This window comes from Brachybacterium kimchii (assembly GCF_023373525.1).
GTDB lineage: Bacteria > Actinomycetota > Actinomycetes > Actinomycetales > Dermabacteraceae > Brachybacterium > Brachybacterium kimchii.
Genome location: NZ_CP097218.1, coordinates 1,471,690 through 1,483,491, shown reverse-complemented (window position 1 = coordinate 1,483,491; position 11,802 = coordinate 1,471,690). Strand labels below are relative to the sequence as shown.

Sequence of the window (11,802 nt, the reverse complement as noted above, 5' to 3'; positions counted from 1 at the left end):
GTGACGCGCCCCCCACCCCGATCGCGAGGTCAGGATGGGGGCGCACTTGCGCGGTGCTTCGGAGTTCTCAGCTGAGTCCGGTCCGCGGATCGTCGCCGTCGTCTTCGTTGGTGGCGCGGGCGGAGCGGGCCCTTGTTGAAGCGGTGTAGGCCCCGTCGGTTCCGGCGCGGCGCTGGAAGGTGTACGCGTTACCGTCCAGCGTGACCGCCCGTTCGGTCCAGAAGTTGAGCTTTCCGCAGGATCCGGTGGGCTGGGCGAAGGTGTTGGAGGTGACGTGGAAGTTGCCCAGCATGACGCGCTTGACGCCGTCGTTGCCCGTGGTCGTTGACTTCGGGTTGATGGCGCACGTGTACGTCCACCGGTATCCGGTGTAGGTGAGCCCGTCGGGCTTCTGGGCTGTGCCGATGCGTCCCTGGTAGTTCCAGCAGCTCGAGTGGCCGCTCGCGCTGGACCAGGTGATTGCCGTCGATCCGGACGTGGCGTGGTTGCCGAGTACCCAGTAGGTGATGGTTGCGTTGGTCGCGGTGCTGACGTCGTCGGTGTCGTACAGGTACAGGCCGAAGGGTGCGCCGTCCGGGGTGGTGCCGCTACCGATCGAGGTGACCTCGATGGAGGTGTTCGTCGAGCCGCACGTACCGACGCGGTAGCTGTTGTTCACCCATCCGTTGATGCCGGGATCTTTGCGGAGGGATGAGGCAATGGCTGGGGCCGACGTAACGAGGAGTGCGGTGGGGGCGGCCCAGGCGGCTCCTCGCGCGAGGGCGCGACGGGGGATGCGGGGGCGTTCGCTCGGGGTGGTCACGCTGACGAAAGCTACCAATCAGTCGCCCCGTTTGTCCGAAAAGCGAGGAACAGGTGATCTACACCATATACAACCACTATGCGCGCTTTCGTATGTATGCACCGAAGATCCCGATCCAGACAGCAGAAGCGCCCCTCACCTCCCGGAGGAGATGAGGGGCGCAGATGACACAGATGTCAGCCGTTGAGGGTGCCGAGGGCGTGGAGGATATGCGCGTCGGTCACGGCCGCCGGGTCCTCGCCCGTGCGGTAGCGGGGCTGCAGGGCAGCGCACTCGTACACCGAGGCGATCGTGACCCCGTCGTGGGCGGTCGCGGCGGCGAGACCGTGCTGGCTTTCGAGGGTCGGCACGTCCTAACCATCGCATCCGTCCAAGTGTGTTCGTGTTGGTGCTCAGGCCTGGCCTCATAATTGAGCCCTGCCTAGGCGCTATTGCCGCCCGTGAGCTGCCGATTCGTCGTCTCCCAGTACACCGAACAAGAGGTCAGGGGTTCGATTCCCCTAAGCTCCACGGCATCACTGGAAGGCTCCCCATCGTCACGATGGGGAGCCTTCCGTCGTTCGCGGGCGTGCGCTCAGTCCTTCAGGGTCCCGCTGTCGATCGCGGGCTCCTGCGCCCAGGTCGCCTCGCCGGGATCGAGCACGCTCATGGTGCCGTGGGCGGTCAGCTCTCCGGCCTCGGTGCCGAAGAACGTCGCGGAGAGTCCGCCTCCCTGCGAGGCGGGCGTGAGCGAGAACGTGAACGTGGTGGCGGTGGTGCCCGTGGCCGGGGAGGCGACCCAGCCCGCGCCGACCGAGCTCAGCTGGGCGGGCTGGGAGAGCTCGATGACGATCTGCAGCGTCGCCCCGTCCGGCGGCGGGACCCAGGGGTCCGCCCGGTAGCTGACCTGGGCGGAGACCTGGAACTGCAGGTGGCTCTCTGCGGCGGCGACGGTGATGAAGTGCGCGTCGGCCGCGACGTTCCAGTAGTAGTTCGCCTCGTCGTTCAGCGCCGGTCCGGGCTCCGAGGCGGCGATGGCGGGGGCAGCGGTGGACACGAGGATCAGCGGGGCACTCCACGCCGCGCCGCGGAGGATGCCTCTGCGACGGAGTTCTCTCGAGGGCGGGGGCTGAGGGGGCATGGGGAGCCCCGTGCTCGGCGTGCAGCGGGCTGTCGGGTACGAAAGCTGCGCCCCGAGGGAAGTGCGGTCAGCCCCGGCTACCATCATGGGCACCTGACGAGGAGGCCCTCATGTGCGGACGGTTCGTGCTCGACTTCGACGAGGCGGGGCTGCTGCGCGCCTACGTCGCCACCAAGGCGGACCAGGACGGCCCGGACTGGTCGCCGGCCTACTCGATCGCTCCGTCGACCCTCGCGCCCGTCGTCCGCGAGCACTATGACGAGGACGGCGAACTGCGCCGCACCCTCGAACCCGCGCGCTGGGGCCTGCACCCCTCCTGGGCGAAGGACAAGGGGCCCCGCCCCATCAACGCGCGCTTCGAGACGGTGACAACCAACGGCATGTTCCGCGGTCCCTTCGCGAGCGCCCGCGTGGTGGTCCCGATGAACGGCTACTACGAGTGGGTCGAGCAGGCCGACGGCGCCAAACAGCCCTTCTACGTGCACGCCGAGCACGCCGGTCTGCTGCACGCCGCCGGTCTCGCCTCCGCCCGGAAGGACGGCGAGGCCTGGCAGGTCTCCTTCACGATCATCACCCGCGAGGCGAAGGACGCCGCGGGCGACGTCCACGACCGCATGCCCGCCTACCTGCCGGAGGACATGCTCGGGCGCTGGCTCGCACCCGAGAAGCTCGAGGGCGAGGAGAAGGACGCACTGCAGCACGAGCTCGGCGAGGCCTCCGACGAGATCGCGACGACCCTGGTCACCCATCCCGTGGACCGCCAGGTCAACAGCGTCCGGAAGATCGACCGCACCGACCCCTCGCTCATCGAGCCCATCGAGCTGGACTGAGGGCGGGAGCGGGACGGCCCGGGGCGCGCTCCGCCTGTCCTCGGCGTCCGCCTACACTCGCCGCCATGGGACATGTGCACAGCATCGGCGGCTTCTTCCTGCGCGCCACGGATCCGCAGCGCCTCACCACCTGGTATCGGGACGTGCTGGGACTCGACATCGACGAGAACGGACTGTGGCACCAGCAGGCGGGGCCGACGGTCTTCGCCGCCTTCCCGCAGGACACCGACTACTTCGGCGACTCGGGGCAGACGGCCATGCTCAACCTGCGCGTCGACGACCTGGACGCCCTGCGCGCGCGGCTCCGCAGGACCGGAGCGGACGTGGAGGACGCGGTGCAGGAGATGGAGGGCGCAGGACGCTTCGGATGGGTGCGCGATCCCGAGGGGAACCGCATCGAGCTGTGGGAGCCGGCGTCGCTGCGCTCGTGACGCGTCACGCGACTGCCTGGCGGGCTCTGCTGAGCGTCATTCCGCGCCCTCGCGCGAATCTGCATTTCCGCATGTGACGAGGCCCTTCCGTGCGGCGCGGGGCGCCGCATACGTTCGGGAGACGTCACGGCCCCGAGGTCGTGACCGGACGAACGTCTCCCGAGCCGGAAGGTGCCCACCGTCGTGACCTCACCGAAAGAAGCAGAGAAGATCGCGCAGAGGTTCCGCGAGGTCTTCGCGCGGATCGCCCCAGGCGCCGTGGAGCGCGAGAGCGAGCACCGGCTGCCGCGCGAGGAGGTCGCCGAGCTCGCGGCCCTCGGGTTCGGCGCCCTGCGCATCCCGATCGCCGACGGCGGCGCGGGACTGAGCATCCCGCAGGCCGCCCGCATCTGGGTGGACGCCGCCGCGGCGGACTCGAGCCTGCCGCAGATCTTCCGCGGCCAGTTCGCGATCGTGGAGGACCGCGTGCACACGAGCGACGACTCGCGCGAGGACTGGCTGCGCCGCTTCCTCGACGGCGAGATCGTCGGCAACTCCTGGAGCGAGGCCTCGGGCTCCACGACCGCGAGCCCCTCGACCCGCCTGGTCTCCACGCCGCAGGGGCTGCGTCTGCGCGGCCGGAAGTACTACACGACCGGCAGCATCTTCGCCCAGTGGACCGATGCCACCGCGGCCGACGACTCCGGCGAGACCGTCGCGGTCCTCGTGCCCACGGACGATCCCGGCCTGAGCGTGAGCGACGACTGGAACGGCTTCGGGCAGCAGCTCACCGGCACCGGCACGATCGTGTTCGACGACGTGCCCGTCGATCCCGGGAACGTCATCGTGCTCACGGACCGCTTCAGCTACCAGACGGCGCTCTACCAGCTCGTCCTCCTCGTGGTGCAGGCGGGCATCGCACGCCGGGCCGCCGAGGACGCGGCCGACGCCGTCCGCGCCCGCACGCGCGTGTACAGCCACGGCCTCGCCTCCCGGGCACGGGACGACGGTCAGATCCTCGCCGTGATCGGGCAGGTCCGCTCCGCGGCCTTCGCCGCCGAAGCCGTCGTCGACCGCGCCGCCGCAGCGCTCCAGCGCGCCTCCGACCTCGAGCCCGAGCGCGGCTCCGAGGCGCAGCGGGCGGCCCTCGCCGAGGCCGAGCTCGCCACCGCCGAGGGCCAGGTCGTGCTCGCCGAGCTCGTCCCCGAGGCCGTGACCCGGCTCTTCAACGCCCTGGGCGCCTCCGGCACGAGCACCGACCTGGGCCTCGACCGCCACTGGCGCAACACACGCACGGTCTCCTCCCACAACCCGGTGATCTACAAGCAGCGCATCATCGGCGACCACCTGGTCAACGGCGCGGATCCCCTCCGTCTCTGGGGCGTCGGCACGGCTGTCGCAGCGGACGGACAGGGGGCGACGGCCGATCCCGCCCCGGAGCATCGCCCCGGCGAGACCCGAGAGGCGGTCGCCCGCGCATGAGCAAGCAGATCCGCTTCAACGCCTTCGACATGAACTGCGTCGCCCACCAGTCGCCGGGACTCTGGCGCTGTCCCGGGGACCAGTCCTGGCGCTACAAGGACATCGAGTACTGGCAGGACATCGCGCGGATCGCCGAGCGCGGACTGTTCGACGCCGTGTTCATCGCCGACGTGCTGGGCACCTACGACGTCTTCGACGGCAACGACCTGGCCGCGATCCGCCAGGGCGCGCAGGTGCCCGTGAACGATCCGGTGCAGCTCGCGGCGGTCGGGGCGGCCGTCACCGAGCACGTGGGCTTCGGGATCACCGCGGGCACCGCCTTCGAGCACCCGGTGCCCTTCGCCCGGCGCCTGTCGACCCTCGACCACCTCACCAAGGGCCGGGTGGGATGGAACGTCGTCACCGGCTACCTGCCCTCGGCCGCGAAGAACCTCGGCCAGCACGACCTGGTCGAGCACGACGCGCGCTACGACCACGCCGACGAGTACCTCGAGGTGATCTATAAGCTCCTCGAGGGCTCCTGGGAGGACGACGCCGTGGTCCGCGACGCCGAGTCCGGCGTGTTCACGATCCCCGAGAAGGTGCACCACATCGGGCACCACGGCACCTTCTTCGATGTCCCCGGCATCCACCTCTCGGAGCCCTCGCCCCAGCGCACCCCCGTGGTCTTCCAAGCCGGTGCCTCCCCGCGAGGCGTGCGCTTCGCGGCCGAGAACGCCGAGGCGATCTTCATCGGCGGCCCCACCAAGGAGATCGCCCGCAGCACCGTCCAGCGCATCCGGAAGGCGCTCGTGGACGCAGGCCGCGGGCGCTATGACGCCAAGATCTATCTGCTCAGCACGATCATCACCGACGAGACGGCGGCCGGGGCCCGCGCGAAGCACGCGGATCTGCTCTCCTATGCGAGCGTCGAGGGCACCGAGGTGTTCTTCTCCGGCTGGCTCGGCGTGGACTTCGCCGCCTACGACCTCGACCAGCCGCTGGGCGCCGTGCAGTCCAACGCCATCCAGTCCGCGCTCGCCGCCTTCCAGGGCGACAACGAGCGCGGGGAGACCTGGACGGTCCGCGACATCGTGCGGCTCGGCGGCATCGGAGGCCAGGGGCAGGTCTTCGTCGGCTCGCCCTCGGAGATCGCCGACACCCTCGTCGACATCGTCGAGGAGACCGACGTCGACGGCTTCAACCTCGCCTACGCGACCACGCCGGGAACCTTCGAGGACGTCGTGGACCTGGTGGTGCCGGAGCTGCAGCGCCGCGGGGTCTACCCGCAGGAGTACGCGCCGGGGACGCTGCGCCACAAGCTGCTCGGGGCGGGGGACCGCCTGCCCGCGAACCATCGCGGCGCGCAGTACCGGGTCGGCGGGCCGCTCTCGACGATCGACGACGTCACGGGGACGGGCAGGCCCGACCCGGCCTCCGGTCCCGGCCCGACGACCGCCTGACGCACGCCGCGGGGGAGGGGATCAGGACCGCACGAGACGACGGATCGCCTCGGTGGCCTCCTCGATCTTCTCGTCCGCGTTCGCCCCGCCGCCCTTGACGGCGTCGGCGACGCAGTGGCCCAGGTGATCGTCCAGCAGCTCGAGGGCGACGTTCTCGAGCGCCCGGCTGACGGCGGAGATCTGGGTCAGCACGTCGATGCAGTAGCGGTCGTCCTCGATCATCTTGGCGACGCCGCGCACCTGGCCCTCGATGCGCTTCATGCGGCGCTCGAGAGCCGCCTTGTCCTCGCTGTACCCGTTCATGGCGCTCCTCCCGTCGGCCGCACGTCCTTCGGCCCGGCCTCGCACGATACCCCTCCCCGGTATGCCCGGCAATGCGCGGACGGCTGGCCCGAGCCGAGCCGGTCCTAGCCGGCCTGAGCCGATCCGGGGAGGGGCGTGCGCGGAGCGGCTCAGGCCGCGGCACGGCTCCCGGCCGAGCGGCGACGCAGCGTCGGATCCAGGATCGGGGGAGTGCTGTACTCCTGGTCCATGCGCCCCACGCCCGTCCCGGGTGCGACGATCTCGTCGATGCGGTCCAGGACGTCGTCCGTCAGCTCGACCTCCGCGGCGGCGAGCGAGTCCTCGAGGTGCTCCATGGTGCGGGGACCGATGATCGCGGCGCTGACGCCCGGATGGGCGATCACGAAGGCGAGCGCCATGTGCGTGAGCGTGAGTCCGGAGTCCTGAGCGAGGGCGAGCAGATCCTCCACGGCGTCGATGCGCCGCGGGTCCCGGAGCGCCGCGAACATCTGCGTGCGGCGCAGGTCGCTCTGCTGCCCCCGCCGCGCCCTGCCGGTGAGCATGCCGCTGGCCAGCGGGCTCCAGATGATCGTGCCCATGCCGTAGCGCTCGGCGACGGGGAGCACCTCGCGCTCCACCGTGCGGTCCAGCAGGGAGTAGTGCGGCTGCTCGGTGCGGAAGCGCTCGAGCCCGCGATCGCGGGCCACCCACTGCGCCTCGACGATCTCCGACGCCGGCATGTCGGAGGTCCCGATCGCGCGCACCTTCCCGCTGCGCACCAGATCGGTGAGCGCGGAGAGGGTCTCCTGGATGTCGGTGGCCGGGTCCGGGCGGTGCATCTGCAGCAGGTCCAGATGATCCGTCCCCAGGCGGCGCAGCGAGTTCTCGATCGCCGTCATGATCCAGCGGCGGGACCCGCCGCGGTGGTTGGGGTCCTCGTCGAGCGGACGCCCGAACTTCGAGGCGAGGACCACCTCGTCGCGGCGGCCGCGCAGCGCGCGACCGAGCATCTCCTCGGACTCGCCGTAGGCGTCGGCGGTGTCGACGAGGTTGATGCCCGCATCCAGCGCGCGCCCCACCATCGCGTCCACCTCCTGCTGGTCGCCGTTGCCGAACGAGCTGAACATCATGGCGCCGAGGGCGAAGGGCGAGACCTGGATCCCTGTGCGGCCGAGCGAGCGGTGCTTCATGTGAGTCCTCCTGGGACGGGGCCGGGCCCGGGTGGACCCGGGTAGGCTGGCCGAAGAAACGGAACCTGCGTCCACAACTATGCGGAACGCGGTTCCGGTTGTCAACGTCCTGCCGCGGGACCGAGCGCCCGCGTCCGATCCGAGAGAGGGTGCGCGTGAGCCAGGAGAGGCCGGAGACCCCCGAGAGCCCGGTGAGCGAGGGCGCCCCGCGGCGTCGGCGTGCGGATGCCGTGCGCAATGCCGAGGCCGTGCGCGAAGCGGCGAAGCAGGTGTTCGCGGAGTCCGGGATCGACGCCCCGATGCGCGAGATCGCCGCGCGCGCCGGGGTCGGCGTCGGCACGGTGTACCGCAGCTATCCGCTGCGCTCGGACCTCATCATCGCGGTGTTCCGGCACGAGCTCGAGGCCACCGCCCAGGACGCGAGGACCCTGGCCGACGAGCATCCTCCGCGCGAGGCGCTGCGCCTCTGGACCCGCAGCCTGGCGCGGTTCCTGGCGACGAAGCGGGGTTTCGCGACGGCCCTGCATTCGGGCGATCCCGCCTACGCGCCCCTGCCTGCGCAGTTCCTCGGGGTGCTGGCGCCCGAGGTCCAGCGGATCCTGGATCTCGGAGCGGCCGACGGGACCATGCGCCGCGACATCCGCGCCGAGGACATGATCCACGCGCTCGGGCGGCTCAGCGACGCGGGCCCGGCCGACGGCACGGATGCCGACGCGTCGCGCATGATCGATGTCCTGCTCGACGGCATCGCCGCACGGTGAGCGACGGATCCGGCCGTAGTCTGAGCGCATGAACCGTCGGCCCCGCCCCTCCGCCGCGCGCTCCGGCCGCACCGCCCCCGCATCCTCGCGACGTGCCGGGCGCAGCGCGTCGGATCGGAGCGCAGCCGGTCGCGGCGCCACCCCCGCGTCGGGCGCTCCTGCCGAGCTCCCCGTGCTGCGCGTCGGGTTCATCCCGGGCGTCGAGCCCGACCGGTTCGCGCGGCGCTGGCGCAGCGGGCAGCGCGCCGCCCGGCTCGAACTGGTGCCCGTCCCGCTCTCCCGTCAGGCCGACGTGCTCGGGACGGGCGAGGTCGACATGTGCTTCGTGCGCCTGCCGCTGGACGCCGACGGATCGGGCACGGCGGGCGTGCCGGGGGAGCTGCACCTCGTCGAGCTCTGGGAGGAGCGCCCGATGGTCGTCGTCGGCATCGAGAACATCCTCTCCCTGCACGAGGAGCTCACCGTCGCCGACCTCGCCGAGGACCCGGAGATCCCCTCGGCGCACCCCGACGACGCCGCGGACCGGGTCGCCGTCGTCGCCACCGGGGTCGGCCACGCCCTGCTGCCCATGTCCCTCGCGCGGCTGCACCACCGCAAGGACGTCGTGCACCGGCCGCTCGCGGATGCGCCCGCCACCCGGATCGCCCTGGCCTGGCCGAGGGCGGCCGACGACGCCGTGCGCCAGGAGTTCGTGGGCGCCGTGCGCGGACGCACCGCCCGCTCCTCGCGCTGAGGCGCGCAGCGGGCTGACCACGCCGGACGCCCCGTGCGCGCGGCCGGGCGCGGCGTTAGGGTCGTAGCACCGCCGTCGCACCCGAGGAGAACGCCGTGACCGAGTCGTCCCGCATGAACGTCGAGAGCTTCAACCTCGACCACCGCGCCGTGCGCGCCCCGTACATCCGCATCGCCGACCGCAAGACGCTGCCCCACGGCGACGTGCTCACGAAGTTCGACGTGCGCTTCACCCAGCCCAACGTCGCCCACCTCGACTCCGAGGTCGTCCACTCGCTAGAGCACCTGATGGCCGAGCACATGCGCAACCACACCGGCGACGTCATCGACGTCTCCCCGATGGGCTGCCGCACGGGCTTCTACGCGCTGCTCTCCGGCGAGCACGAGGTCGCCGACTTCGCGCCGGTCCTCGAGGCCACCCTCCACGACCTGCTGCAGGCCGACGAGGTCCCCGCCGCGAACGAGGTCCAGTGCGGCTGGGGCGCCCACCACACCCTCACCGGTGCGAAGGACGCCGCCCAGGCGTTCCTCGCCCGCCGCGACGAGTGGGAGGACGTCGGCGCCTGACTCAGGTCGCGTCCATCGCCTCCCGCACCGCGGCGAGCAGTCGCGCCGTCCGGGCGCTGGCGGCGATGTCGTCGACGGTGACGACCTCGCCGTCCTGATCGGCCAGCGGCACGCGCCAGTTCGGGTACTCCGAGTCCGTCCCCGGCTGGTTCTGGATCCTCCGCTCGCCCACGCAGTCCACGAGGGACACGCCCACCAGCAGTGACGGGGTCTGGGCGAGATAGCGGTGCAAGGCGATGACGGTCGCCTCCACGTCCTCGCGAGGATCCGCGTCCTCGTCGAGGAGGCCGCGTGCGCGGACCGCGTCCAGCACCTTCGCCTGGGCGGCGGCGTCCACGGCGATCTCCTCGTCGAGGTCCCGCTCGAGCAGTCCGAGCTCGTGGCGCAGGCGCACGTGGTCGCCGGCGAGGTATCCGGCAGTCGGCGGCAGGTCGTGCGTGTTCACCGAGGCCAGGCACAGGCGGCGGTAGTCCTCGGGCGGCAGCGGGTTCCCTGCGGCGTCGTTCTCGAACCACAGGATCGAGGTGCCCAGGATCCCGCGCTCGGTGAGGTAGTCGCGCACCCACGGCTCGAAGGTCCCCAGGTCCTCGCCCACGACGATCGCGCCGGCGCGCTGCGCCTCGAGGGCGAGGATGCCGATCATCGCCTCGTGGTCGTAGGTGACGTAGGTGCCCTCGGAGGCGGGGGAGCCGTCGGGGATCCACCAGAGGCGGAACAGGCCCAGCACGTGGTCGATCCGCAGGGCGCCCGCATGGCGCAGCAGCGTGCGCAGCTGGTCGCGCCAGGGCCGGTACCCGGCCGCCGCGAGGGCCTCCGGATGCCAGGGCGGCTGATGCCAGTTCTGCCCCTGCTGGTTGTACTGGTCGGCGGGAGCGCCCACGCCCACGCCCCGCGCGAGGACGTCCCCGAGCCGCCAGGCGTCCGCGCCCACTTCGGTGACGCCCACGGCCAGGTCGTGCATGAGCCCGATCCGCATGCCGCCCTCGCGCGCTCCCGCCTGGGCGGCCGCGAGCTGCTCGTCGAGCACCCACTGCACCCAGGCGTGGAAGGTGCTGCGGTCCGCGAGCTCGGTCCGGGCCTGCTGCGCGGCGGGGGAGTCGGGCGAGGCGAGCTCCTCCCGTGTCCGGTCGGGCAGCTCCTCGCGGTGCTCGTCCAGCGCGCACCAGAGGGCGAAGTCCTCGAGGCCCCGGCCCTCGCGCGCCCGATAGGCGTCGAACAGAGCCTGGCGCGCGGGGGTGCGGGGCGCCGCGAAGATCTCCTCGAGCGCCTCCATCTTCGACGCGAGCACGGGGTCGCGCTCGAGGCGATCGGCCCGCGTGTTCGCGGGGGAGACCTCGCTGCGCAGCGCGGCGATCCGCTGACGGGCGTGCTCCGGCAGGTCCCGGAACTCGGGGACGTCCTCGGGGCGCACGTACAGGGCACTCGTGAAGCGCCGGGTCACCGGCAGGTAGGGGGAGGGCAGCATCGGCGGCAGGGGCCGGGAGGCGTGCAGCGGGTTGATGAGCAGGAAATCGGCGCCGTGGCGCACACCCAGGATCGCGGCGAGGTCGCGGGCGTCGGCCAGGTCGCCGATGCCCCAGGAGCGGGGCGAGCGCACCGAGTACAGCTGCGCCTGCACACCCATGGCCCGGCGATCGCCGAGCCCGTCCTGCACGGTGATGCGCGTCGGGGTCACCACGAGCGGGCACTCGCGCTCGCCCTCGCTCGTGTGCGCGCGGATCGTGTGCCACCCCAGGGGCAGGCCGCGCGGGATCCGGAACGAGGCCTGGCCCCGCCGGGTCCCGTCGAGGTCGTAGGGCGCGGTGAAGTCCTCGACCTGCGTCAGGGGCCGACGGGAGCCGTCCTCGAGAATCGCCTCGACGTCGACGGGGGTGCCGTCCACGACGTGCACGGCCAGCGACTCCTCGCGGTCCTCGCGCAGGACGACCACGCGGGGCAGCGTCGCCGCCCAGGCGGCGCGGGCGCGATCGGCGCGGATGCGGCGCACGTCGGCGTCGTCGGCGACCTCGTGGCCGAGGGCGGCCAGCACGCGCACCAGGGTCGTATCGGCCACCTGCTTGCGGGTGCCGTCCCACCCCCAGAAGTCCGTGCTGACGCCGAGGTCGCGGGCGAGGGAGCGCAGCGCTCCGGGATCCAGGGACATGGCCACATGCTAGTGGCGTCGGCCACGTGCGGCGCCTTCAG

Annotated in this window: 13 protein-coding genes; 7 read left to right on the top strand and 6 right to left on the bottom strand. The window is 71.9% G+C overall.

What is annotated here, in order from left to right:
• Positions 1 to 67: 67 nt before the first annotated feature.
• The 3 genes from M4486_RS07130 to M4486_RS07120 all read right to left on the bottom strand — a co-directional run bounded on the left by M4486_RS07130 (position 68) and on the right by M4486_RS07120 (position 1,838).
• Positions 68 to 658 carry a hypothetical protein gene (locus tag M4486_RS07130; protein ID WP_249480440.1) on the bottom strand — a complete coding sequence of 197 codons (591 nt, stop codon included), beginning with the start codon at positions 656 to 658 and terminating at the stop codon, positions 68 to 70.
• Between the two features lie 320 nt (positions 659 to 978).
• Entirely contained in the window at positions 979 to 1,152 is a 174-nt protein-coding gene (locus M4486_RS07125) for a hypothetical protein (protein ID WP_249480438.1), read from the bottom strand.
• Positions 1,153 to 1,376: 224 nt separating this feature from the next.
• The gene (locus M4486_RS07120) at positions 1,377 to 1,838 is read right to left on the bottom strand and encodes a hypothetical protein (protein ID WP_249480436.1); all 462 of its coding nucleotides are present in this window, start codon (positions 1,836 to 1,838) and stop codon (positions 1,377 to 1,379) included.
• Positions 1,839 to 2,032: 194 nt separating this feature from the next.
• On the opposite strand from M4486_RS07120, the gene M4486_RS07115 reads away from it, so the two are divergent.
• The 4 genes from M4486_RS07115 (at position 2,033) to M4486_RS07100 (ending at position 6,086) form a co-directional block, all read left to right on the top strand.
• Positions 2,033 to 2,752 carry an SOS response-associated peptidase gene (locus M4486_RS07115; protein ID WP_249480434.1) on the top strand — a complete coding sequence of 240 codons (720 nt, stop codon included), beginning with the start codon at positions 2,033 to 2,035 and terminating at the stop codon, positions 2,750 to 2,752.
• A gap of 65 nt (positions 2,753 to 2,817) precedes the next feature.
• Complete coding sequence (locus M4486_RS07110; RefSeq protein WP_249480432.1) at positions 2,818 to 3,183, top strand: VOC family protein; 366 nt, start codon at positions 2,818 to 2,820, stop codon at positions 3,181 to 3,183.
• A gap of 183 nt (positions 3,184 to 3,366) precedes the next feature.
• The gene (locus tag M4486_RS07105; RefSeq protein WP_249480429.1) at positions 3,367 to 4,644 is read left to right on the top strand and encodes an acyl-CoA dehydrogenase family protein; all 1,278 of its coding nucleotides are present in this window, start codon (positions 3,367 to 3,369) and stop codon (positions 4,642 to 4,644) included.
• Positions 4,641 to 6,086: an LLM class flavin-dependent oxidoreductase gene (locus M4486_RS07100; protein ID WP_249480427.1), complete on the top strand. Its 1,446-nt coding sequence runs from the start codon at positions 4,641 to 4,643 to the stop codon at positions 6,084 to 6,086. The genes M4486_RS07105 and M4486_RS07100 overlap by 4 nt, the downstream gene beginning before the upstream one ends.
• A gap of 21 nt (positions 6,087 to 6,107) precedes the next feature.
• On the opposite strand, the gene M4486_RS07095 is transcribed toward M4486_RS07100, so the two are convergent.
• Both M4486_RS07095 and M4486_RS07090 read right to left on the bottom strand, forming a co-directional pair.
• Positions 6,108 to 6,389: a metal-sensitive transcriptional regulator gene (locus tag M4486_RS07095; RefSeq protein WP_152353260.1), complete on the bottom strand. Its 282-nt coding sequence runs from the start codon at positions 6,387 to 6,389 to the stop codon at positions 6,108 to 6,110.
• A gap of 149 nt (positions 6,390 to 6,538) precedes the next feature.
• A complete protein-coding gene (locus M4486_RS07090) occupies positions 6,539 to 7,558 on the bottom strand; it encodes an aldo/keto reductase (protein ID WP_249480425.1) in 1,020 nt (339 codons plus the stop codon).
• Between the two features lie 155 nt (positions 7,559 to 7,713).
• Between M4486_RS07090 and M4486_RS07085 the strand changes: the two genes are divergently transcribed.
• The 3 genes from M4486_RS07085 to M4486_RS07075 all read left to right on the top strand — a co-directional run bounded on the left by M4486_RS07085 (position 7,714) and on the right by M4486_RS07075 (position 9,618).
• Positions 7,714 to 8,319: a TetR/AcrR family transcriptional regulator gene (locus tag M4486_RS07085; protein WP_249480423.1), complete on the top strand. Its 606-nt coding sequence runs from the start codon at positions 7,714 to 7,716 to the stop codon at positions 8,317 to 8,319.
• A gap of 28 nt (positions 8,320 to 8,347) precedes the next feature.
• Positions 8,348 to 9,052: a type 2 periplasmic-binding domain-containing protein gene (locus M4486_RS07080; protein WP_249480421.1), complete on the top strand. Its 705-nt coding sequence runs from the start codon at positions 8,348 to 8,350 to the stop codon at positions 9,050 to 9,052.
• A gap of 95 nt (positions 9,053 to 9,147) precedes the next feature.
• A complete protein-coding gene (locus M4486_RS07075) occupies positions 9,148 to 9,618 on the top strand; it encodes an S-ribosylhomocysteine lyase (protein WP_249480420.1) in 471 nt (156 codons plus the stop codon).
• A gap of 1 nt (position 9,619) precedes the next feature.
• On the opposite strand, the gene malQ is transcribed toward M4486_RS07075, so the two are convergent.
• A complete protein-coding gene (gene malQ / locus M4486_RS07070; protein ID WP_249480419.1) occupies positions 9,620 to 11,761 on the bottom strand; it encodes a 4-alpha-glucanotransferase in 2,142 nt (713 codons plus the stop codon).
• Positions 11,762 to 11,802: the final 41 nt, after the last annotated feature.